We start from the raw sequence: 20,973 nt of genomic DNA, 5'->3' as shown, positions 1-20,973 counted from the left end.
CTCACACGAAGGCAACGGAATTTTAACGCAACTCCGATATGCATCGCGAGCAGGAGGGCGTAAGACGCCAAGGCGCAGGAACACATTTTCTCTCACAGGGACACAAAGACACAGAGGAGAGTCAAAATCCGGGACTTGAAACTGGAATACGATTAGCCGCTAAAAAGCGCAAAATACGCAAAAATTGAGGTTAAAACAAACTGAGTTGAACGCACTTGACTGGAACTATGTCCTGCGTGGTCGAATGCAGGAAGGAATTTGGGTTTTACAGGAGCGCGGGCGTCCCGCCCGCTCTGCCGGGCATCCTGCCCGGCAGCTTTATCAGCGGAATCCATTTTTAACCGCTGATAGCGCAGATAAAAACGGATTTTTGGACTGCGGCGGCACGACGCCGCTTTTTCTGTGGACGGCTGAGAGCTGAATGCCGAAAGCTGACCGCTCTCACGCTTAAAACTTGAAAATCCTCCAGTGAAATGCTTCACTGAGCGTCAACCAACAACACGATTATGCCTACATGTCGGTTTTACCCCCTGTTATGCGACCGGTCGGATAACAGGGGGTAAAACCGACCGGCAGGAGAATAAAACTGTTCGGTGGAATATGGATGCGCGATATAAGAACTCAGTGACATCGCCAAGAATTCCAGGCTTTGTCTGGCAAGAGCCTCAGGATTCACGCGATTTATCGATATTTCGTGACATCACGACACACGGCTGTTCGGTCCTGCAGATCACCCCTGATGACACAAATCCTGATCTTCCATACGACTACTGTTATTCCATAGGGTTCTATCTCAATCTTGGCCACGCAGAGTTTCTTGTCATGGGGATCACGAACATTGGTAACATGATGAATGATTTATTTAGCTATGTGGAGACTGGTCATTCCGTTGCTGACCAACATTCCATTCGCTACGATCTAGGGAGAGGCGAAGTCCAATTCAAGGCAAGACCAGTGCCCCAAGAGCGATACTTCGATTATCTGGGATACGGGTGTTGGTTTTACCGCTCCTTACTCTTCAAGGCACCTGCCGTTGCCGCTCATAAATTTCCGGTCTTGCAACTTTGCTGGCCAGACAAAAACGGTTATTATCCGTGGGAGCCAGCCTGTGATCCACGCGCCAGACAAATCCAAACACTGGAGCCCATGGAAAGCGAAACAAACACCGAACCAGACGCGCCAGCCGACAGCCCACGCGGCCTTTAGTTCCATGGCTACCATAGCTAAACATCTTACGTGCTGCCACCTGCCGCTCCCCGGCTGCGGCTGCGCTTTGCGTTTTAGAAGATTCCAGCAACCATGACCACCAAAACTTTTACTGTTGTTAGTGCAATTATACTCGCGAACATTTGCGCATTTGCTGGTGAGACCGCAAAACACAACTACAAACCAAATGATGGATATGTTCCGGACGCAAAGACTGCTATCAAAATCGCAGTTGCTGTCTGGGAACCAATTTATGGTGAGAAGCAGATTGCAGGCGAGAAGCCGTACAAAGCGAAACTTGGAAGCAACAACATTTGGATAGTGGAAGGATCATTGCCAGAGAATACCATTGGCGGAGTTGCCATTGCTGAAATTGCAAAGGATGACGGAAAAATTATTAGAGTGAGTCATGGAAAATGAATCTTCTAACAAGACGGAGCAGCTATCATCCTCCCGCGCTGGTCGTTGTGCGAAGTTCCGATTTAGCTTGGCGCTCAGTCACGGCGACTGCTTCCGCAGTCGCCGTGCCTTCGCTGCCGCGGCTTGCATTCATGCGCAGTTTCCGGGAGACCGTAGCTGACCTTGGACGTAAGCCCAAAAAAAATTGCAAAAGAAAAGTTTTTCAATTATCCTTTGCCTATGAGCGTGCAAGAAGTTGAACATGCTGTGACCCACTTTACGAATGACGAATTAAAAACTTTTCGTAAGTGGTTCACTGACTTTGATATGGAGCAATGGGATAAGGAGATCGAAGCAGACTCTAATTCTGGCCGCTTGGACAGTTTTATTTCAAAGGCGTTAGAGGAACATCGTGCAGGGCAATCCTCAGACATTTAAGCATAAGGCGAGCAGTAGTTACTGGTTTCACTATCGACAGCTTCCTCCAGAAATCCAGCGAAACGCTGATCGTTGCTTTCAGTTTTTGAAGGCAAATCCAAGGCACCCATCACTGCAATTCAAAAAGGTGGGGCAAGTTTGGTCAGTCAGAATCGGATTGGGTCATCGCGCATTGGCTGCTGAAGTGCCAGAAGGATGTCTATGGATTTGGATAGGTCAGCACGACGAATACGATAAGATCAAGAAGTAGGAAGGGCTAACTAGGCCATCCAGGTAACAGCCTACACGCCGTCTCTTCGCTCCGTCATGTTTCCTGCAGAGCAGGAACCGGCTGTTCCTGAAGGCTGACTAAGCAAGTAGCTTTTTGTCTCCGAATATATGTTTTGTGCGGCGGCACGACGCCGCTTTTTTTGCGGACAGCTGAGAACTGAAAGCCGAAAGCTGACCGCTCTCACGCTTAAAACTTGAAAACCCTCCAGTGAAATGCTTCACTGAGCGTCAACCAACAACACGATTATGCCTACATGTCGGTTTTACCCCCTGTTATGCGACCGGTCGGATAACAGGGGGTAAAACCGACCGGCAGGTGAATAAAACTGTTAGCCAAAGATGAAAACAATCCACTGCCTCATTCTCGCCTGCGTATTTGTCTATTCAGCCTCTGCGGAGGTCGTCGGGCAGTTGTCTTTCGCTGTTCCCAAGGAACCAGGATGGGGCATTCGCATGCAAGATCGCATGCCTGGAAATGTTGAGATCAAGGCTTGGAGTAACGGACCAAACACCACTGGTATCACGTTGATATCGCTTCCTCTCCCACCCGACTCGAAGAGTCTAGAAGAGTATGTTCCCAAATGGAGAACCGGGTTCGAGAAGAAAGCCGAAAAGGTGGATGGCGGTGGCATCAAAGAAATAAACGGGAAGAGATTTGGATTTTCTAAGATTGTCGCGACGATTGCCGGGAAGAGATGCGCGTTGAAGCAGTACTGCGTGATTGCGGAAGGAAAGGTCTACATGCTCGGTGTGTCTTCCGCCGAGAAAGATCCAGAGCAGGACGTGGTTTTTCGCGACTTTGAGAAGTTCATCGAGTTCAAAGAAAGTGCTAACCATACGCCAGAGCCAACGGCCCCGAGCGGCCGTGGCTCATCTTGAACGTTGACGAAGAAATAACAATACCATGTTCGACTCCATCAAAGGAATTATCGGTGACATTGCCGCTGGAGCAATCAAGGATCAGCGGATTGCCCTCACTAAAGAACAACTCACGACACTTGATCTCAAGTTGCGAGATGCGATCAGTGAGAATGCGCGTTTGTCGCATCGCGTGATTGAGCTTGAGAATCTTGTAGCAGACCGCGATGCGAAGATAGCACAACTGCAACCAGTCGTGAACGCACTCGATCCCAAAGCACTTGAGATACTCAAGTTCTTCTTCGATCAATCGTGCAATCTTTCCACACAAGACATTATGCGGCGATTTCAGCTTCCGATGGGCGTTGCCGATTATCATACAGACACGCTGCTCCAGCGTGGACTCATACAACAAACCTGTTTCGGTGTGTCGTCTCCATTTGGAGAGCAACCTCCGATGTCTGCGATTTCTGGCGAGGGTCGAAAGTATATTATGCAAAACGTCTAACCATACGCTACACACCAACGGCTCTCCCGGCGGGTTACCGTCTCCGCGCGGGTCGTTGTAAAAAGCTCACCATGACTAAACAATCAACCTGCATTCACCTTCCGGTTCCAGAGAGCAGTAGGTGAGCTTGGCGTTAGCTGAAACAAATGAACCTGATTTTACGTATTGCCCTCACACTTATGATCTTCTCCCTATTCACCTCAAAGAGCAAAGCTGCGCCGGAACAGGATTTTTGGAGTTGGTTTAGCAAAAATGATGGGATGCTGTTCAATTTTGAAAAGGATCAGGAAAAGACATTTAACCGCCTTGCGGCGGAGATGAAAAAAGTTAATCCTTCCCTTACTTTTGAATTCGGCCCCGTCACGGAAGGAAAGCGAGAATTCGTAATCAGTGCCGACGGGATAAAGGATGCTTTTCCTGCTGTAGAGCGGCTTTATGCCGCAGCACCGAAGTTGGATCATTGGATATGGATCAAGTTCCGTCCGCGCAGATCACCGATGGACATTGAGTATGGTGGCGTAAAGTTGAAGGCCGATGATGTGTTTTGCACAGTAGAACCCGACGGAAGCAAAGCTGGTCTTACCCTCTTTATTCGTGGATATAGGGCTGAACACGAGAAGACGTATCACGGCATTGCCTTTCTCATGCTTGATCAGGCACTGGGGGAGTATGACGTAGAGACCAAAGTTGGATTTATCCAAACCAAGGATTACTCAGAGAAAAGCGACCTGGAAAAGAAACCATTAAAAGATGTCACCAAAATCTTTGATGATTTTATCTCTTACCAAAAGAAAAACAGCTAACCATGCCATCCACTCAACGCCGCTATGCGGCGCGAGTGATGGCGGACGGTGAAAAACAAATGATCACGCGTATTATTACTGGATGGATCACGATTGCTGGTAGTGGTGTGGTGTCATTCTTTCTTTTCGCACTGTCGCGTTGGCTTGATTACCCGTTAGCTAAATTAACTGGCGGAAAACCGTTGCCGGTGATTTCAACCTTATTTTATCCTCCGACAGTCTGGCCATATCTGTTCCCCGTTATTTTTGTTCTGTTCGCGATCTATGCCACGGCAAGATGCAGGAGCGTAGAGTCCACATGGACAGCCTTGTGCGTTCTGACTCTTATCACTACCTTAATGTTTGTTGCCATTTTTCTTTTTTCCATGGCGTTACCGTGGTTGCCGATGAGGATTTACCCAATACAAGTACAATGAAAACACCGAACCATACGCTACATACAAGCAGCTCTCCGGGCGGGTCGTTTAAAAGCGCGGCCGTAATTCCACCGGCTCAGTCACGGATGCTGATTCCGCAGCCTCCGCGCCTTCGCCTTGCCCCGTTTTGCTGCCAGCCGCCGCTTCCAGAGAGCCGTGGGTGAGCTTAGCGTTGAATACAAATGAAGCACCCAATCGCCAGACCTAGTTTTTGGTATTTAACGGCATCATTGCTTCTGTGTATCACGGCCTATCCCAGTGTTACTTGGCTACCGGGGTATGTTGAGCATTTTCGTCCAGTATATTCAGGCTCCCCGGGTTTGCTCCCGGCTCATCTGCTTTTTGCCCGTAACATGGGCTCATTCATTCCTTATCTAGCCATCATTCTCTTCGGCCTTTTCATTGCGTCTGCTTTTGTTCCGACCCTACAAAAACAAATTTATTTTCAGTCCTGGGGATTAGCTCTGACCGCGTTCTACACTTTATATGCGCTTTTGCTTATGGCATGCTTCGCAACCATACAATGAGAATCAAAACGATGTCCAAACCAAGTTTGTCCAGCAACCTCGCTACGCTCGTCGGCTAACGAAGCATCTTGACTCAACATATGCCCGCCTTTTCAATACGTCGCCGTCTGCAAGGCTTTGTGTTCGCGTTCCGCGGCGCGTGGACATTGCTTCTCACGCAACACAACGCATGGATACATCGAAAAGCTTCCGCCAGCGGATTATCGCGAGTTGCTGGCCTGGATCGAGGAGCATCTGGCGATGGTTGGCGCTTCGGAAGCCCTTTTCGCCATGTATGACGAGGAAGAACAGAGCCATGCCCAAGGCCCGACGCGGCGACCTCGGGTGCCATGTGCTCCAGGCTTCTGACCACGGACGGTACAGGACAAACGCGGCCCTTGCGATTTCCATTTGGGCATTGTAGAATCAGCACATGATCGAGATAGCTCAAATCAACAAAATGTCTGTGACCGAGCGCTTGCAGGCGATGGAGCAGCTTTGGGATGCTCTGTGTCACGATACGGAGGACATGACTTCTCCAGACTGGCATCAAGACGTACTGGCGGACAGAAAGGCTCGGGCGGACAGCGGTGAAGCGAAGTTTTTGACACTGGAGCAGCTCAAAAGCCGTTTACGTACAGCGGTTTTATGACCGTCATCGTCCTCGAAGATGCGGCGATTGATCTTGAAGCGGGACGCCGATTTTACGAAGCGCGGGAACCTGGGATCGGAGAATATTTTATCGAGTCGCTACTTTCGGATTTAGATTCTCTGGTTCTCTATGCCGGAATTCATCATGTGCATTTTGGATTTTATCGGATGCTGTCGAAGCGGTTTCCATTCGGAATTTACTACGAGGTCGAAGGCGAGATAGCTCAGGTGTATGCAGTTCTTGACATGCGACGTTCTCCTTTGTGGATACGATCAGAATTGAAGAAGAGAAATTAAAAGCGAACAAGTGCGTACCTGCTAGATGTTCCGGGTTGGTGTCGGTTATCTGTGAAATCTGCGGACCAGCCGCTGGATTATAGGATTGTGTGGTCTATATTGGAATATTGAGCGGGTTGGCCGCTCGTATTTTTGTGAAACATTTGAACGTCAAACCGCTCGTCTGTCTGCCGCTTTTTTTTACGGCGTTTGTTGCCCTTGCGGCGGCGGACAACCCGTCTAAAACTCCGGACCCAACCATGAAACCAGACACCTCAAAAAAATGTACGACCGTATGCAGCCTTCCCAGTTCCGATGAGGAATTGCGGAAGCTGTTGACTCCGGAACAATACCGGATTGTCAAACAGAACGGCACGGAACGCCCGTTTGAAAATGCCTATTGGAACAACCACAAGGCGGGGATTTATGTCGATATCGTTTCCGGTGAGCCACTGTTCAGTTCGACGGACAAATTCGATTCGGGCACGGGCTGGCCGAGTTTTACCAAGCCGATTGAGAAGGAATCTATTGTTGAGAAGAAGGACAGCACCCTCGGCATGATCCGGGTCGAAGTGCGGTCCCAAAAAGCGGACAGCCATCTGGGGCATTTGTTTGACGACGGCCCCGCGCCGACCGGCCTGCGGTATTGCATCAATTCCGGGTCGTTGAAGTTTGTCCCGGTTGAAGAGATGGAAAAGCAGGGGTACGGGAAATATTTGAAGCTGTTTGAGAAAAAATAAAAGCAGCACAATTTGAACCGCAGATGAACGCGGATAAACGCAGATAAAAAGCACTGTTTCTCACGTCCGCCTAAATCCGCCGCGGCGGACGAAGTGCGAACGAAGACGCAAAGCCGCGAAGAAATGAACAATCACATTGAGAATTAGCCGCGAAAAAACGCAAGAGACGCAAAAGTAAAAGTCCCTCCGTGTCCTTCGGCGCGGATTCGCGCCGAAGCAGGTGAAGATCCCCTATGCGCGAGGAAGGGGATCTTCACTCATTGGCACGCGGGACAACCGGCTGGCGGGGTGGTGGCGGCTGTTTTTTTGGTTTGGCCTGCGGCATCAATGAGCTTCAAATATTTTGCCGGGTCGCTGTTGAATTTCTTGATGCAGCCCGGGCAGCAGAAACGAACCAACCGGGTTGTCTCCTTGCCGTCCGCGCCTTTTTGTTTGTACAGGTAATCGACAGGCGCGCCCATCTCGCCGGGCTCCAGTTTTTCACCGGATACGACGCAGGTGTCGAGCGGATAGGATTTTTTGAGTTCCTCAATCTGCTTTTTTTGGTCGGGAGTGTTTTCGGCTTTGACCGGTACCTGCGAAAATGTAAATGCGCCCGCAGCCATCAGGCCCACCACTGCATATTTCAATAACTGATTTTTCATGAATTTGTTCCTTTTAACCGTAACGGAGGGTTTGAGCCGCGACAGTCCTATTAACTATAACGCCGCCGGGCGGGAAAACCCTCGGTTTTTTTTAATTTTTTCCGGATTTTATAAAAACTGAATGTTTTTCGAGGGTTTGAAGCGGTTCCTGCGTTTAACCCTGTGAAGATAATAATAAACAGGCGGACCCGGTTGGGAATGCCAAAAAACAAAAATAAAGGACAACAAAATGAAACTGAACATCAAACTCGCAATATTGGGCCTGGCCCTGGGGCTGGGCATTTCTGCCGCAAATTCAGTGCAGGCTCTGACTGTCGAAACGACAAAAGGCGCGCGTCTGGTCGCGGCACAGCCCTTGAAAACAGTCGCCGACTTCAAAGCCCTCCAAAAAGGGGATAAGATCGCGGCCTACTGCCCGCTGATGAAAACAACCTACGTCACCACCGTCCGCGATGTGGACAGCAAGGGACATGCCACCATTACGGAAACCGGCAAGGGCCTGAAAGTCGGCGGTTGCAGCATCGTCCTGGAGAAGGCCGCTACAGGCAAGGAAGTGAATGCCAAGATGGTTTGCCCGGATGGCACGCTTCGGCCTGTTCAATGTGGCAAGATGTAAGCTAAGATCAGGTGAAAACCGGGGGGTCATTCAGCCTCCCGGTTCGACGGGAGTATCCATGAAAACAGATTCGGAATTAAAAGAGGCTTTAAGGAACTGGGATGTGCAGGTGGAACTGCCTTCCGGTTTTCAACGGGAGGTTTGGCGCCACATCGCCGCCCGCGCCGAGCAGGACAGGTTTGCGTGGTTGAAAGATTTTTTCGGACGGCTTGCGGAATTGATGGCAGTGCCGCGTTATGCAATGGCGCTGGCTGTCGTGGCGTTGCTGGCCGGCATTTCCCTGGGCTATTTGCAGGGGGGGCACAGCGCATCGTCGCTATCTCTGCAGCTTGAATCCCGGTACGCCGACTCCATCAATCCGCTTTCGCAAACACGCCTGGAGCCTGGCCGGTGAACAGAAAAACCGGGCTTGTTCTTCTGGTTGTGCTGCTGGCTGTTGCGGGCTACGTGGCGGCTTATTTTTTGCGGGTGCAAGGCGCCTGTCCGTACGGACACGACGATCCGTCCGGACTTGCGTGGATGCGGAAGGAATTTCATGTTACGGATGCCCAGTTTGGAAAGATCGCGGCTTTGCACAAGGCCTACAAACCGCTTTGCGACGAGCGATGCCGCCGGGCCCGGGATGCGGAACTCGAACTCCAACAATTTATTGATGCCAATACCGGTCTGACCCCGGAATTGACCGCGGCATTCGACAGATCCTGCCAGGTGCGGGAAGAATGCCGCCGGGGGATGATGGAGCATATTTACGCCGTGAGCCGTGAGATGGAACCTTCCCAAGGCAGGCGTTTTGTGGAGATCATGAGCCGGCACATGTTGTTTTCAACGCCGGGTGCCCAGATGCCGATGATGCGTTGATAAGAGTGCATGAACACCGGTGAACAAACGGAAGACGCGGATGTCGAATGCATGCGGCGCTTAAAAGGCGGCGATGACCTTGCCTTGAACGAGATCATGGAACGTTGGCGTCAAAAAATTGCGAATTATATGATGCGCTGCGTTGGCAATGAAGCGGATGCCGTGGATTTGGCCCAGGAGACGTTTATCCGCGTTTATGAGAGCCGGATGCGCTATGAACCCAGGGCCGCGTTTTCCACATGGTTGTTTCATATCGCCACCAATCTGGCCCGCAGCCATATTCGCTGGCATGCGCGGCATCCGGTTGTGCCGCTTGGGGGTGTGAACGGGCAGGATGGCGAGGGCGAGGATGCCCCTGATTTATCCTCATCCGGTTTGCCTGCCTCCGACGCGTCCATCAAACGTGAACAGGCCGCAGCCGTCCGGGACGGCATCCAACGGCTTGGCCCGGATTTCCGGAGCATTCTTTTGCTTTTCGAGTTTGAAGAACTATCCTATCAACAAATCGCAGAAATCCTGGGATGCTCCGCCAAAGCCGTGGAAAGCCGGCTGTATCGGGCGCGGCAGGCGCTCCGGGAGGAATTGCAAAAATTGAAATCCCATTTTTTATGAAAACGTCACTTCAAGTCTTATTGAGCTTGTGCCTCTTCTTATTGATCGGAGCGGGTTGCTCGAAACAATCCTCCGGGACGCCCGGCGCCGGCTCGGACATCGATTACTATACCTGCCCAATGCATCCTTCCGTGCATGAAAGCAAACCCGGCCCGTGCCCGATTTGCGGGATGGACCTGGTCCCTGTCAAAAAGAAGCCTGCCAGTCTGGCGGCAACCGCAACCACATCCGCAGCGGCTGAGAATCCCCCGGGCGCGACTACGGGAGGAACCAGCCCCGCGCCGCAGCAGGAGATCCCGATGCCCACGGAGGGCAAAAATCCTTCCCCTGAAACTTCCGTGTTCCAGGTTTCGCCCGACCGGCTCCAGGCCATCGGGGTTCGTGTGGGCGTGGTAAAAACAGAACGCCTGCAACGGTTTTTGCGGGCGCCGGGGGTTGTCACCGTGGATGAATCCACCCTCCGCGACATCAACGTCAAGGCGTCCGACGGGTTTATTGACAAACTCTACGCCGACGCAACGGGCAAGCGTGTGCGGAAAGGCGAGCCATTAGCGTCAATACTGAGTGAGGGCTGGATCGAAGCCCAGCAGGATTATATCAAGGCCTATCGGGACTGGCGCCGCACCAAAATTTTCATGGCCAATGCAAATCCGGCCGCGTTGGAGCAGGAAATCAACCGCATGCGCGCCCGGCTCCACGTCTGGGACCTGACGGACGGGCAAATCAAAAAAATGGAAGATTTTGCGATGAACCTGAAGGACTATGATCTGGTGCTCCGCAAAGGCCAGGGACAGGGGCTGAGCGGCACGTTTGAGCTGTTGTCGCCGATAGATGGCATTGTGTTGCAAAAAGACGCGGTGGAGGGAATGAAATTCCAGCAGGGCCAGACCTTGTTCCGGCTGGCGCAGTTGTCCCCCATCTGGATCGAAGCCGAGTTCCATGAGGACCAGGCTCCGTACGTCGCTGTCGGCCAGGAGTTCAACATTGAATTTCCATCCATTCCGAGCCTGGCAACCCAGGCAAAGGTTTCGTTTGTCTATCCCCAGCTCAACGCGGACACCCGCCGCTTGAAAGCACGCTTTGTACTGCCCAATCCGGATTTGAAACTTTTGCCGGGCATGTATGCCAATGTGAGCGGCGCGCTTGAATATGGTGAAAAGCTTGCCGTTCCATTTGATGCCGTTATTCCGACCGGTGACCGTTTTGTGGTTTTCCTGGAGCACGGCGGCGGGAAGTTGGAACCCCGCTATGTTAAGATTGGTGAAAAGATGGGCGCCAGCTACGAAGTGCTGGATGGTTTGAAGGAAGGGGACCGGGTTATAACCAGCGCGAACTTCCTCATCGACTCGGAAAGCCGGATTCAAGGCGCGTTGAAAGCCTGGGGCGGCAATGCGCCTGAAACCAACCCTGCCGAAGGGCACGCACATTGAACGCGTCAAAATCTCGCACACCTTCGGATCAGCCATCCAGTTGGATTGAACGTCTCACTGTCTGGAGCGGGCGGAATCCTTTCCTGGTTTGCATCCTGGTTATCCTCGGGGTTGCCTGGGGCTTCAACTCAATCCGGCACACTCCGTTGGATGCCATTCCGGATCTTTCGGATGTCCAGGTGATTGTTTATACCGAGTGGGAAGGGCGCAGTCCGACGCTGATCGAAGATCAGATCACATATCCCATCTCGAGCAAATTCATCTCGGCGCCCAAGGTCAAGTTTGTGCGTGGGGAATCGATTTTTGGAAAATCCTTCGTCTATGTGATTTTTGAGGACGGGACGGACATTTATTGGGCGCGGTCGCGGGTCATCGAATACTTGAATTCGGTGCGCGGCACGCTGCCTGAGGGGGTGAATCCGACCATCGGCCCGGACGCCACCGGTGTCGGGTGGGTGTACGAATACGCGTTGGTGGATGAATCGGGCAAAAACGATCTCGCTCAGCTCCGCACATTCCAGGACTGGACGTTGCGTTACGCGCTGGGCTCGGTCAAGGGCGTTTCCGAAGTTGCGACAGTAGGAGGTTATGTCAAGCAGTACCAGATCAACCTCGATCCCAATGCGCTTCTGAGCCACAAGGTGACGATTCAGGAAGTGGTCGAAGCGGTGCAAAAAAGCAACCGCGACGTGGGAGGCAAGACGTTTGAGGTGGCGACGACGGAGTTTTACATCCGGGGCCGCGGTTATTTCAAATCCCTTGAGGATATTGAGCATGTCGCGGTCAAAACCGACAGTACCGGAGATCCAATCCTGATCAAACATCTGGGCACGGTGTCGTTTGGGGCCGAGATGCGCCAGGGTGTGGCGGACTACAATGGGCGGGGGGAAACAGTCGGCGGAGTCATCGTGATGCGGTATGGGGAAAACGCCCTCAATGTCATCAACGGCGTCAAAAAGAAGCTCAAGGATCTGGAACCTGCGCTGCCTCCGGGTGTGAAGGTTGTTCCGGTCTATGACCGCTCCGAACTGATCGAGAAGTCGATCGATACGCTCCGTGAAAAGCTGATCGAGGAATGCGTGATTGTCGCCCTGGTTTGCATTCTGTTCCTCTGGCACTTCAGAAGTTCCATGGTGGCGATTGTCATGCTGCCGGTGGCGATTGTGTTGTCTTTCATACCCTTTCAGCACTTGAATCTTACGGCGAATATCATGTCGCTCGGCGGCATTGCCATCGCCATCGGGGCCATGATTGACGCGGCGATCATCATGATTGAAAACGCGCACAAACACCTGGAAAAGGCGCGCGAAGCTGCCGGAGGGGTCGATCCCAGCGGCGAGCATCGCACACAGGTCATTTTGGAAGCGGCCATGAAAGTGGGGCGGCCCCTGTTTTTCTCGCTGCTGGTGATCACAGTTTCGTTTATCCCGGTCTTCACGCTGGAGGCTCAGGAGGGCCGTCTGTTCCAGCCGCTGGCGTTTACCAAGACGTTTTCGATGTTCTTCGCGGCGCTGCTGTCGGTGACTCTGGTCCCGGTGCTGATGCTCTGGTTCATCCGGGGTAAAATCGCGCCCGAGGCGAAAAATCCGGTCAACCGTTTTCTGATTTGGATTTACAAGCCCCTGGTGGAATTGGTTTTGAAATTCCGTTGGCCGGTGCTTTTGCTGGCGCTTGTCATATTGGGCACGACCGCGTATCCGGTTTTGAAATTGGGTTCCGAGTTCATGCCGCCCCTGAACGAAGGCACCATTCTTTTCATGCCGACCGCGACCCCGGGCATGGCCATCAGCGAAGTCTCGCGTGTCCTGAACGTGCAAGACCGGATGATCATGGAATTCCCAGAGGTAAAATCAGCCTTTGGCAAGGCAGGCCAGGCGGAGACGGCCACCGATCCAGCGCCGCTGTCGATGTTCGAGACCACGATCCAGCTCAAACCGAAGGAGGAATGGCCTGCGGGCATGACCTGGGAAAAGCTGATTGCGGAGATGAATGAAAAGTTGAAATTACCGGGCCTAGCCAATGTGTTTTGGATGCCGATCCAGACCCGGACCCAGATGCTGACCACGGGGTTTCGTTCCAATCTGGGGATCAAGATTTATGGGAAGGATCTTGGACAAATCAACGCTGTCGGTGAAGAGATCGAACAGGCTTTGACCGGTTTTCCGGATGTGCGAAGCGTTTTTGCGGAACGGGCGTTGGGTGGGCGCTATCTGGATGTCACTGTCAAGCGTGAGGCCCTGGCCCGTTATGGGCTCAGGGTGGAGGACATCAATGATGTGCTGGAGATGGCGGTGGGCGGCAGCACGATCACCCGGACGGTCGAGGGGCGGGAACGCTACCCGGTGGCCGTGCGTTATGCGCGCGATTATCGGGATGATATTTCGGCGCTGGGCCGTATTTTGGTCGGCACGCCGCAAGGCGCGCAAATTCCGTTGTCTGAAGTTGCCGACATTCGCTACACCTTCGGTCCTCCGGAAGTGCGCAGTGAAAACGGCCAGTTGGTCGGCTTTGTGTTTGTGGATACGACGGCGTCTGACATGGTGGGTTTTGTACAAAAAGCAGCGGAGCAAATCCGTGAAAAAGTCAAATTCCCGACGGGCTATTTCATGGAATGGGCGGGCTCGTTTGAATATTTCCTGCGCGCCAAGGAACGCCTGATGCTGATCGTGCCGTTCACACTGCTGATTATTTTCATTCTGATCTATATGAACACCCGTTCCCTGATACGGACCGGGATTGTCTTTTTGGCAGTGCCTTTTTCGTTGATTGGCGCTTTTTGGTTGTTGTATCTCCTTGGCTACAACATGAGCGTGGCGGTGGCTGTCGGGCTGATTGCGCTGGCGGGCATTGATGCGGAGACCGGGGTGGTCATGCTGCTTTATCTGGACCAGGCGTACGACGAGCACAAGGCGCAGGGCCGGATGAATTCGCAATCGGATCTTATAGCTGCGATCCGGGAAGGGGCGGTGCAGCGCATCCGGCCCAAGATGATGACGGTCTGCGCGATTTTGTTCGGTTTGCTGCCGATTTTGTGGAGCACGGGCACCGGAGCGGACGTGATGAAGCGCATTGCCACGCCGATGGTCGGCGGGGTTGTGACCTCGGCCATTCTGGAGCTTTTATTGTATCCGGTGATTTATCTGCTCTGGCGGAGTCCCGGACTGGCGAAGACAAAAGGCAGTTGACGCAACTCCGACATGCGTCGCGAGTGCATAGAGAGCCCTGATGTGGAAAGCAATGGTTGCGGGGAAGTGTGGGATTAAGGTTAGGAGTAAGAGTAAGAGATAGAGTTGGAGTGGTTGCCTTGGATTATATCAGTGGCAAAAAATGGTTCCTACGAGCCCTATGCTTGGACGGGACGTCCAAGCCACTCAACTCGTATTTTGCTGGAGCTGGGTGATGATGCTGATGAGGGGCAGGAAGAGCGCGATGACGATCGTGCCCACGATCAAAGCCAGAAAGACGATCATGATCGGTTCGAGCAATGAGGTGAGGCCGGTGACTGTGATATCAACTTCTTCTTCGTACACATCGGCGACCTTGGTCAACATGTCGGGCAACTGGCCCGTTTCCTCGCCGACCTGGATCATACTGACCACCATGGGTGGGAAGAGGCCGCTGGCCTCGAGGGGGTCAACCATGGATTCGCCTTCCTTGACGCTTTCATGGATTTTTGCAATGGCGTCCGCAATGACGATGTTGCCGGATGTTTCCTTGGTGATATTCAAGGCCTGAAGAATGGGCACGCCGCTGGAAACCAAAGTTCCGAGCGTGCGGGAGAAGCGGGCGATGGCGGTTTTATTGATAAGGTCGCCAAAGAGGGGGAGTTTGAGCTTCCAGCGGTCCAACATCATGGCCCCTGCGGGGAGGTTGCTGAATATTTTCCAGCCTATAACGGCGGCTGCGATGACGATCGGGAGGTAGGGAATCGGGAATTGAATCCATTGAAGGGCGTCTATGGGAAGCTTGTTGGCTTCTATGGAGGGGGGCCAGACCAAAAACTGGACCAGCTTGCTGGCGTCGATGACCATGACCGTCAGGCCGGGCAGGGGTTTGCCGTTGAGCATGTCATTAAAAATGGCTTCAAATTTCGGGACGATAAAAAGGAGCAAAAAGGCCAGAATGCCGACGGCAATGACGAGAACGACAACCGGATAAACCATGGCCGAGACGACTTTGCTGCGGATTTTTTGTGATTTTTCCTGGAATTCCGCCAGGCGGCCCAGGACGACTTCGAGCACGCCGCCGAGCTCGCCGGCCTTGACCATGTTGACGTACAATTTGTTGAAGATGTGCGGGTGTTGGGCCAGGGCTTCGGAAAAGGTGCTGCCGCTTTCGACAGAGTCCGAAAGGTTGTGCATGGAGTTTTTGAGCGCCAGATTTTTTTCCTGTTTGAGGAGGGTTTTCAGGCTGCGCAGGAGAGGTAGGCCGGCGTCGATCAGGGTGGCCAACTGCCGTGTAAACACCATGAGGGTTTTGCCTTTGACCTTGGGCTGGCCGAAGGAAAGCGAAAATCCTTTTTTGACGGCTACGCGCGTAGGCATGGCTGCGGCGGATTTGGTGGCTTCTATCACCGTTGTGGGGAACAGCCCCAACTGCTTGATCCGGGCCGTGGCTTCGGCGGAATTGGGAGCGTCGAGGTTGCCGGTTTTTTGTTGTCCGGTGGAATCGACGGCTGTGTAACTAAAAGTGGGCATGGTTAGGTATATTTTAGGATTTCTTCGATCGACGTCTGTCCGTCAAAAATGCTTCTGAGGCCGTCCTGTCTGAGGGTGACCATGCCGAGCTCGATGGCTTTTTGGCGGATGACAACCGTCGGAGCTTTGCCGGTGATGAGTTGGCGGATGGGTTCGCGAATGTCCAGCAGTTCATAAATTCCCTTCCGGCCCTTGTATCCGGTTTGATTGCAATTCTCGCAGCCAGCTCCATAATAGAACGCTTTGTCGCCCACATCATGGGCGGTGAGGCCGATTTGTGCAAGAACGCTTTCCGTTGGTTCGTAGGGCGTCTTGCATTTCGGGCAGATTTTGCGGATCAGGCGCTGTCCGAGCACGCCTTCAAGCGTGGCGGCAATCAGGAAGGGTTCCACACCCATATCAATGAGCCGGGTGATCGCGCCGGGCGCATCGTTGGTGTGCAAGCTGGTGAGTACCAAATGCCCCGTGAGGGAGGATTGGATGGCGATTTGGGCCGTTTCCAGGTCGCGTGTTTCGCCGACGAGGATGCGGTCCGGGTCCTGACGGAGAAAGGCGCGCAGGGAGCGGGCGAAGGTCAAGCCGATGCTTTCCTGCACCTGGACTTGCTGGATGCCTTCCAGTTCATATTCCACAGGATCTTCCACGGTGAGGATCTTCGTATCGATCGTGTTGATTTCCTTGATGCAGGAATACAGCGTTGTCGTTTTTCCGGAGCCCGTGGGTCCCGTGACGATGAAAATTCCGTGGGGTTTGTTGACGGTTTCGACGATGTATTTGTAGAGGTGGTCCGGCATCCCGAGGCTTGCGAGATCGAGATTGACTACGCTTCTGTCCAGCACGCGGAGCACGACGCTTTCACCGTGCTGGGTTGGGAGTGTGGAGACGCGGAGGTCCACCTGCCTGCCGGCCATGCTGGTCTGAATGCGTCCATCCTGGGGGATTCGCCGCTCCGCGATGTTGAGCGAGGCCATGACCTTGATGCGGGAGATGACAGGAAGCGCCAGCCGCTTGGGAGGCGGGGCCATTTCGTAAAGGGAGCCGTCAACGCGGTAGCGGATTTTGAATTCCTTTTCAAACGGCTCAAAATGGACATCGCTCGCCTGCGCCTGAATCGCCTTGGCGATGATGGTGTTGACATATTTGACGATGGGCGCGCTGCTGGCCGCCGAGCTTAATCCCAGTTCGTCCAGGCTTGTGTCCGAGGCGGACTGGGCTTCGCCCGCCAACTGTGAAAGCAGCTCATCGACCGATCCCTGTTCGGTCCCGTAATACTGGGCGATCAGGTTGTCGATTTGCGTCAGTGGGGCCAACACGATCTGGATGTCCTTATTGGCGGCCCAGCGCAGGTCATCCAGCGTTTGCGAGTTCAGCGGGTCCTTGAGGGCGACAGTGATGGATTGGGGGGTGACGGCCACCGGCAGCGCCCCGTGCAAGCGCGCGGTTTGCGGGGAAATGCAACTGAGCAGTTCCGGGGTGAAGTTGGCCTGCGAAAGATCGACGTACTGCAATCCCATGCTGGCGGCGATCCGCTGCATCAATTCTTCTTCTGTCAGGATGCCGAAGTTGGCGATGACTTGTTCGATGGGTTTGCCGGTACGTTCCGCCTCTTCGAGCAGGTCGGTGGCCTGTTCGTCGCGGATGATTCCCTGCTCGCGCAGGAATGAAAGCAGCAGCCGGGTATCCATGTCAGTCTTTGTCTCCCATGGTGGCGGCGATGATTTCCTCCGCTGTGGTGGCGCCGGCCACGACTTTGCGGACCCCGTCTTCGCGCAGGGTTCTCATGCCCAGGTCGCGCGCGCGCTGGCGAACCTGGGAGACTCCAGCCTGTTCGTTGATCAAGGTGCGGATTTCGTCATCCACGATGAAGATTTCAAAGATGCCTCCACGGCCCTTGTAGCCGGTGCCGCGGCAAGTGTCGCAACCGTGGCCATGCCTGAAATTAGCTTCTGCAATTTGTGAAACATTCAAATTCAGCGCGCGCAACTCCTCGTCGGTCGGCATGCTGGGCTGCGAGCAGTTTTTGCACAGCTTCCGCACCAGGCGCTGGGCCATGACCGCCCGTACGGATGAGGAAACCAGGAAGGGCTTGACGCCGATGTCAATCAGCCGGGTGACCGCGCTTGGCGCGTCATTGGTGTGCAGGGTGCTGAAGACGAGGTGCCCGGTGAGGGAGGCATTAATGGCGATGGTGGCTGTTTCCGCGTCTCGAATTTCCCCGACCATGATGATGTTGGGGGCCTGACGCAGCATGGCCCGCAGCGCAGCCGCGAAAGTCATGCCCGTGTCCTCATGAACCTGCACCTGGTTGATGCCGGGCAGCTCGTATTCCACCGGGTCTTCCACCGTGATGATTTTTCGGTCCGGTTTGTTCAGGGTGTTGAGGCAGGCGTACAAGGTGGTTGATTTGCCCGAGCCGGTGGGCCCGGTCACCAGGAATATCCCGTCCGCAAATCCGAGGATTTTTTCCATCGTGGCCTGGTCATCGGCAAAAAATCCCAACTGCGGCAGGCCAAGAGTCAGTCCGGTTTTGTCCAAAATACGCATGACGATGGACTCGCCGTGAACCGTGGGGATGCTCGAAACACGAAGGTCCACACTGCTGCCGTCCTGCATGGCAAGTGCGATACGTCCGTCCTGCGGGAGGCGCTTTTCCGCAATGCTCATGTTCGACATGATTTTCACGCGGCTGACGATGGTGGACTGCAGCCGTTTTGGAGGATCGCGCATTTCCTGCAGCACGCCATCCATGCGATAGCGCAAGCGGAAACGCTTTTCCAAGGGCTCGAGGTGAATGTCGCTCGCCTTGAGGCGGTAGGCGTCCAGGATCACTCCATAAACCATTTTGATGATCGGAGCATCGCCTTCCGCTGATTCGGTTTCCGCGGCTGTTGCGCTGGTGTCTGTTTTGACATCCAACTCCAGGTCGCCGTAGCTGTTGATGAGCGATTCCACGGATTCGTCTGTCGCCCCGTAATAGCGGGCGATGGCTTTGTCAATTTCAGCGGGCGGCACAACGATGGGCTCGATGTCCAGTTTGACGATGTGGCGCAAGGCGTCCAGCGTTTCAAAATCCAGAGGGTCAGAAATGGCGATCCGGAGTGATTGGCCGACACGTGACAGCGGTACTACCCTGTAACGTTTGGCCTGGGCTTTTTGAAGCAATACAATCGCGTTTTCTTCGACGTGCTCGATCGTGGGGACGAATTCGGTCCCCGCCTCGTTGGCCATTTCTTGAAGGATGTCGGTTTCGCTGACTATGCCCAAGTGAACAAGTGCGTCGCTGACGCTACTATTCCTCTCTGCAGCCTTAACCCGTGCGCCGGCAAGGTCTTCCTGTGAGATGAGCCCGGCGCTGAGAAGTAATTGCAGGATGTAATTGTCGTTGACCGACATGGCTTTAAAAAAGCTAAGCTCCCACTCTTAAGCTGCAAGGTTAGAATTACAGTTTTTTCTGTAAAATTTCATCCACGAGCGCCGGATTGGCCTGTCCCTTTGACTTTTTCATCACATATCCCTTGAGGGCGTTGATGGCGCCTTTCTTCCCGGCTTTGTAATCCGCAACGCTTTTTTCATTGGCTTGGATGGCTTCGTCGCAAAACGCTTCCAGCTCGCCGAGGTTCGTCACCTGGGCCAGGCCCTTGCGTTCGACGATCTTTGCCGGGGCCTCATGGCTGCCCAGCATGTCGGCCAGGACTTCCTTGGCCTGCTTGCTGTTGATCTTCCCGGTGGCCAGTAACTCGGCCAACTCGGAAAAATGTCCGGCGGGGATGACGATTTGGGTTGTATCGGGCTCCGTCGCTAGAAAATCGTTGATCAGATAATTGGCGATGGCCGGACCATGTTTGCTGATTCCGACGGCCTGTTCAAAGTAGTCGCTGAGGGATTTGTCCGCCGCCAGCACTTCCGCCTGGTATTCCGTAAGCTGGTACGCCTGCAGGAAGCGCTCCTTTTTCTGGCGCGGCAGTTCGGGCAACAGTTTTTCGGCCGCATCCTTGAGCCCGTGATCGGTGCGGACCGGCAGCAGATCGGGGTCGGGGAAATAACGGTAATCGTGGGCGTCTTCCTTTGTCCGCATGACGTAGGTTTGCCCGGCGGCATCGTCCCAACGCCGGGTTTCCTGGATGATTTTTCCGCCTTTGGAGACCACTTCGATCTGTCGCTGGATTTCATACGCGAGGGAACGCCGGACGCCGCTGACCGAGTTCAGGTTTTTCAGCTCGCACTTGGTCCCGAACTCTTTTTGTCCCACGGGCCGGACGCTGATGTTCACGTCGCAGCGGAGCTGGCCTTTTTCCATGTCGGCATCGCTGATGTTGCCGTAAATCAGGATTTGCCGGAGCGTGGTCAGGTAAGCGAAGGCCTCTTCCGGCGACGTGATGTCCGCCTCGGAAACAATTTCCATCAACGGCGTGCCGGCGCGGTTGAAATCGATTCCGCTGGAATCCTCAAAGTGAAAGGACTTGGCCACGTCTTCCTCGAGGTGGATGCGGACGAGGCGGATGTTTTTATGCGTTGCGGCGTAGTCCTCTTTTTGTACGTCTTTCGGATAGGCGTATTTCTCAAGTGTGACCACACCGCCGACGCAGAGGGGCATGTCGTATTGCGAAATCTGGTAATTTTTCGGCATGTCCGGATAGAAATAATTTTTGCGGTCGAATTTGCAGAGCTCGGCGATGTTGCACTTCAGCATCAGGCCGGTGAGGATGGTTTTCCGGATCGCGTCGATGTTCGGGGTCGGCAACGCGCCGGGCAGGCCGAGGCAGACCGGGCAGAGGTGGGTGTTGACCTCGCCGCCGAATTCATTGCGGCAACCGCAAAACATCTTGGTGGCGGTCTTGCACTGGACGTGGACTTCAAGTCCGATAACAGCTTCGTATTGCATGATGAGTTTCCAAATCCTTGCGCTTATTCCTGGAATTTTGGCCGGCGCTTGAACCAGTCGTGCGCCTGTTCGTAGGCGTGCGCGGCCTGTAAAAGTTTTCCTTCCTCAAAATGCGGGCCGATCAGTTGCAGTCCGATGGGCAGGTTTTTTCCGGAAAATCCGC

Annotated in this window: 23 protein-coding genes; 16 read left to right on the top strand and 7 right to left on the bottom strand. The window is 53.8% G+C overall.

Annotated elements, in window-relative coordinates; translation table 11 throughout:
• Positions 1-152: 152 nt before the first annotated feature.
• Positions 153-482, bottom strand: coding sequence for a hypothetical protein (locus PHD76_03660; GenBank protein MDD5260925.1), 330 nt, complete (start codon positions 480-482; stop codon positions 153-155).
• A gap of 118 nt (positions 483-600) precedes the next feature.
• Between PHD76_03660 and PHD76_03655 the strand changes: the two genes are divergently transcribed.
• The 7 genes from PHD76_03655 (at position 601) to PHD76_03625 (ending at position 4,898) form a co-directional block, all read left to right on the top strand.
• A complete protein-coding gene (locus PHD76_03655; GenBank protein ID MDD5260924.1) occupies positions 601-1,206 on the top strand; it encodes a DUF4262 domain-containing protein in 606 nt (201 codons plus the stop codon).
• 93 nt (positions 1,207-1,299) lie between these two features.
• Positions 1,300-1,626, top strand: coding sequence for a YbbC/YhhH family protein (locus PHD76_03650; GenBank protein MDD5260923.1), 327 nt, complete (start codon positions 1,300-1,302; stop codon positions 1,624-1,626).
• A 219-nt stretch (positions 1,627-1,845) separates the two neighbouring features.
• Positions 1,846-2,043, top strand: a complete 198-nt coding sequence (locus PHD76_03645; protein MDD5260922.1) for a hypothetical protein — start codon at positions 1,846-1,848, stop codon at positions 2,041-2,043.
• Between the two features lie 609 nt (positions 2,044-2,652).
• The gene (locus tag PHD76_03640; protein MDD5260921.1) at positions 2,653-3,192 is read left to right on the top strand and encodes a hypothetical protein; all 540 of its coding nucleotides are present in this window, start codon (positions 2,653-2,655) and stop codon (positions 3,190-3,192) included.
• A gap of 25 nt (positions 3,193-3,217) precedes the next feature.
• The gene (locus PHD76_03635; protein MDD5260920.1) at positions 3,218-3,679 is read left to right on the top strand and encodes a hypothetical protein; all 462 of its coding nucleotides are present in this window, start codon (positions 3,218-3,220) and stop codon (positions 3,677-3,679) included.
• A 146-nt stretch (positions 3,680-3,825) separates the two neighbouring features.
• A complete protein-coding gene (locus PHD76_03630) occupies positions 3,826-4,482 on the top strand; it encodes a hypothetical protein (GenBank protein ID MDD5260919.1) in 657 nt (218 codons plus the stop codon).
• Positions 4,483-4,484: 2 nt separating this feature from the next.
• A complete protein-coding gene (locus tag PHD76_03625) occupies positions 4,485-4,898 on the top strand; it encodes a hypothetical protein (protein ID MDD5260918.1) in 414 nt (137 codons plus the stop codon).
• Positions 4,899-5,578: 680 nt separating this feature from the next.
• On the opposite strand, the gene PHD76_03620 is transcribed toward PHD76_03625, so the two are convergent.
• On the bottom strand, positions 5,579-5,815 hold the full coding sequence (locus PHD76_03620) for a hypothetical protein (GenBank protein MDD5260917.1): 237 nt from the start codon (positions 5,813-5,815) through the stop codon (positions 5,579-5,581).
• Between the two features lie 22 nt (positions 5,816-5,837).
• Here PHD76_03620 and PHD76_03615 point away from each other — a divergent pair, with 22 nt between their 5' ends.
• From PHD76_03615 to msrB, 3 genes are all read left to right on the top strand, one after another.
• Positions 5,838-6,056: an addiction module protein gene (locus PHD76_03615; GenBank protein ID MDD5260916.1), complete on the top strand. Its 219-nt coding sequence runs from the start codon at positions 5,838-5,840 to the stop codon at positions 6,054-6,056.
• On the top strand, positions 6,053-6,352 hold the full coding sequence (locus PHD76_03610; GenBank protein ID MDD5260915.1) for a hypothetical protein: 300 nt from the start codon (positions 6,053-6,055) through the stop codon (positions 6,350-6,352). Before PHD76_03615 ends, PHD76_03610 begins: the two co-directional genes overlap by 4 nt.
• 134 nt (positions 6,353-6,486) lie before the next feature.
• Positions 6,487-7,071, top strand: a complete 585-nt coding sequence (gene msrB / locus PHD76_03605; GenBank protein ID MDD5260914.1) for a peptide-methionine (R)-S-oxide reductase MsrB — start codon at positions 6,487-6,489, stop codon at positions 7,069-7,071.
• Positions 7,072-7,328: 257 nt separating this feature from the next.
• Here the strand turns inward: msrB and PHD76_03600 are convergent, their stop codons facing one another.
• Positions 7,329-7,715: a hypothetical protein gene (locus PHD76_03600; protein ID MDD5260913.1), complete on the bottom strand. Its 387-nt coding sequence runs from the start codon at positions 7,713-7,715 to the stop codon at positions 7,329-7,331.
• 229 nt (positions 7,716-7,944) lie between these two features.
• On the opposite strand from PHD76_03600, the gene PHD76_03595 reads away from it, so the two are divergent.
• From PHD76_03595 to PHD76_03570, 6 genes are read left to right on the top strand one after another with little or no spacing between them, the layout of a single operon-like run.
• Entirely contained in the window at positions 7,945-8,331 is a 387-nt protein-coding gene (locus tag PHD76_03595; GenBank protein ID MDD5260912.1) for a hypothetical protein, read from the top strand.
• Between the two features lie 58 nt (positions 8,332-8,389).
• A complete protein-coding gene (locus tag PHD76_03590; GenBank protein MDD5260911.1) occupies positions 8,390-8,725 on the top strand; it encodes a hypothetical protein in 336 nt (111 codons plus the stop codon).
• On the top strand, positions 8,722-9,189 hold the full coding sequence (locus tag PHD76_03585) for a periplasmic heavy metal sensor (GenBank protein MDD5260910.1): 468 nt from the start codon (positions 8,722-8,724) through the stop codon (positions 9,187-9,189). The genes PHD76_03590 and PHD76_03585 overlap by 4 nt, the downstream gene beginning before the upstream one ends.
• A 9-nt stretch (positions 9,190-9,198) precedes the next feature.
• Positions 9,199-9,801, top strand: a complete 603-nt coding sequence (locus PHD76_03580) for a sigma-70 family RNA polymerase sigma factor (protein ID MDD5260909.1) — start codon at positions 9,199-9,201, stop codon at positions 9,799-9,801.
• Positions 9,798-11,231 carry an efflux RND transporter periplasmic adaptor subunit gene (locus PHD76_03575; GenBank protein ID MDD5260908.1) on the top strand — a complete coding sequence of 478 codons (1,434 nt, stop codon included), beginning with the start codon at positions 9,798-9,800 and terminating at the stop codon, positions 11,229-11,231. Before PHD76_03580 ends, PHD76_03575 begins: the two co-directional genes overlap by 4 nt.
• Positions 11,228-14,416: a CusA/CzcA family heavy metal efflux RND transporter gene (locus PHD76_03570; GenBank protein MDD5260907.1), complete on the top strand. Its 3,189-nt coding sequence runs from the start codon at positions 11,228-11,230 to the stop codon at positions 14,414-14,416. Before PHD76_03575 ends, PHD76_03570 begins: the two co-directional genes overlap by 4 nt.
• Before the next feature lie 186 nt (positions 14,417-14,602).
• Here the strand turns inward: PHD76_03570 and PHD76_03565 are convergent, their stop codons facing one another.
• From PHD76_03565 to gatB, 4 genes are read right to left on the bottom strand one after another with little or no spacing between them, the layout of a single operon-like run.
• On the bottom strand, positions 14,603-15,928 hold the full coding sequence (locus PHD76_03565; protein MDD5260906.1) for a type II secretion system F family protein: 1,326 nt from the start codon (positions 15,926-15,928) through the stop codon (positions 14,603-14,605).
• 2 nt (positions 15,929-15,930) lie between these two features.
• Complete coding sequence (locus tag PHD76_03560) at positions 15,931-17,613, bottom strand: GspE/PulE family protein (GenBank protein ID MDD5260905.1); 1,683 nt, start codon at positions 17,611-17,613, stop codon at positions 15,931-15,933.
• 1 nt (position 17,614) lies between these two features.
• On the bottom strand, positions 17,615-19,321 hold the full coding sequence (locus PHD76_03555; GenBank protein ID MDD5260904.1) for an ATPase, T2SS/T4P/T4SS family: 1,707 nt from the start codon (positions 19,319-19,321) through the stop codon (positions 17,615-17,617).
• A 46-nt stretch (positions 19,322-19,367) separates the two neighbouring features.
• Positions 19,368-20,810, bottom strand: coding sequence for an Asp-tRNA(Asn)/Glu-tRNA(Gln) amidotransferase subunit GatB (gene gatB / locus PHD76_03550; protein MDD5260903.1), 1,443 nt, complete (start codon positions 20,808-20,810; stop codon positions 19,368-19,370).
• Positions 20,811-20,973: the final 163 nt, after the last annotated feature.

Source organism: Candidatus Methylacidiphilales bacterium, from assembly GCA_028713655.1.
In the GTDB taxonomy this organism is placed as follows: Bacteria; Verrucomicrobiota; Verrucomicrobiia; order Methylacidiphilales; family JAAUTS01; genus JAQTNW01.
This window is presented reverse-complemented; position numbering and strand designations above follow the sequence as displayed.

Excerpts from the sequence above, each read along its gene's own strand:
- PHD76_03655 (MDD5260924.1), top strand. The coding sequence starts at position 601 with ATGGATGCGCGATATAAGAACTCAGTGACATCGCCAAGAATTCCAGGC.
- PHD76_03650 (MDD5260923.1), top strand. The coding sequence starts at position 1,300 with ATGACCACCAAAACTTTTACTGTTGTTAGTGCAATTATACTCGCGAAC.
- PHD76_03645 (MDD5260922.1), top strand. The coding sequence starts at position 1,846 with ATGAGCGTGCAAGAAGTTGAACATGCTGTGACCCACTTTACGAATGAC.
- PHD76_03640 (MDD5260921.1), top strand. The coding sequence starts at position 2,653 with ATGAAAACAATCCACTGCCTCATTCTCGCCTGCGTATTTGTCTATTCA.
- PHD76_03635 (MDD5260920.1), top strand. The coding sequence starts at position 3,218 with ATGTTCGACTCCATCAAAGGAATTATCGGTGACATTGCCGCTGGAGCA.
- PHD76_03630 (MDD5260919.1), top strand. The coding sequence starts at position 3,826 with ATGAACCTGATTTTACGTATTGCCCTCACACTTATGATCTTCTCCCTA.
- PHD76_03625 (MDD5260918.1), top strand. The coding sequence starts at position 4,485 with ATGCCATCCACTCAACGCCGCTATGCGGCGCGAGTGATGGCGGACGGT.
- PHD76_03620 (MDD5260917.1), bottom strand. The coding sequence starts at position 5,815 with ATGGAAATCGCAAGGGCCGCGTTTGTCCTGTACCGTCCGTGGTCAGAA.
- PHD76_03615 (MDD5260916.1), top strand. The coding sequence starts at position 5,838 with ATGATCGAGATAGCTCAAATCAACAAAATGTCTGTGACCGAGCGCTTG.
- PHD76_03610 (MDD5260915.1), top strand. The coding sequence starts at position 6,053 with ATGACCGTCATCGTCCTCGAAGATGCGGCGATTGATCTTGAAGCGGGA.
- PHD76_03600 (MDD5260913.1), bottom strand. The coding sequence starts at position 7,715 with ATGAAAAATCAGTTATTGAAATATGCAGTGGTGGGCCTGATGGCTGCG.
- PHD76_03595 (MDD5260912.1), top strand. The coding sequence starts at position 7,945 with ATGAAACTGAACATCAAACTCGCAATATTGGGCCTGGCCCTGGGGCTG.
- PHD76_03590 (MDD5260911.1), top strand. The coding sequence starts at position 8,390 with ATGAAAACAGATTCGGAATTAAAAGAGGCTTTAAGGAACTGGGATGTG.
- PHD76_03580 (MDD5260909.1), top strand. The coding sequence starts at position 9,199 with ATGAACACCGGTGAACAAACGGAAGACGCGGATGTCGAATGCATGCGG.
- PHD76_03575 (MDD5260908.1), top strand. The coding sequence starts at position 9,798 with ATGAAAACGTCACTTCAAGTCTTATTGAGCTTGTGCCTCTTCTTATTG.
- PHD76_03565 (MDD5260906.1), bottom strand. The coding sequence starts at position 15,928 with ATGCCCACTTTTAGTTACACAGCCGTCGATTCCACCGGACAACAAAAA.
- PHD76_03560 (MDD5260905.1), bottom strand. The coding sequence starts at position 17,613 with ATGGATACCCGGCTGCTGCTTTCATTCCTGCGCGAGCAGGGAATCATC.
- PHD76_03555 (MDD5260904.1), bottom strand. The coding sequence starts at position 19,321 with ATGTCGGTCAACGACAATTACATCCTGCAATTACTTCTCAGCGCCGGG.
- gatB (MDD5260903.1), bottom strand. The coding sequence starts at position 20,810 with ATGCAATACGAAGCTGTTATCGGACTTGAAGTCCACGTCCAGTGCAAG.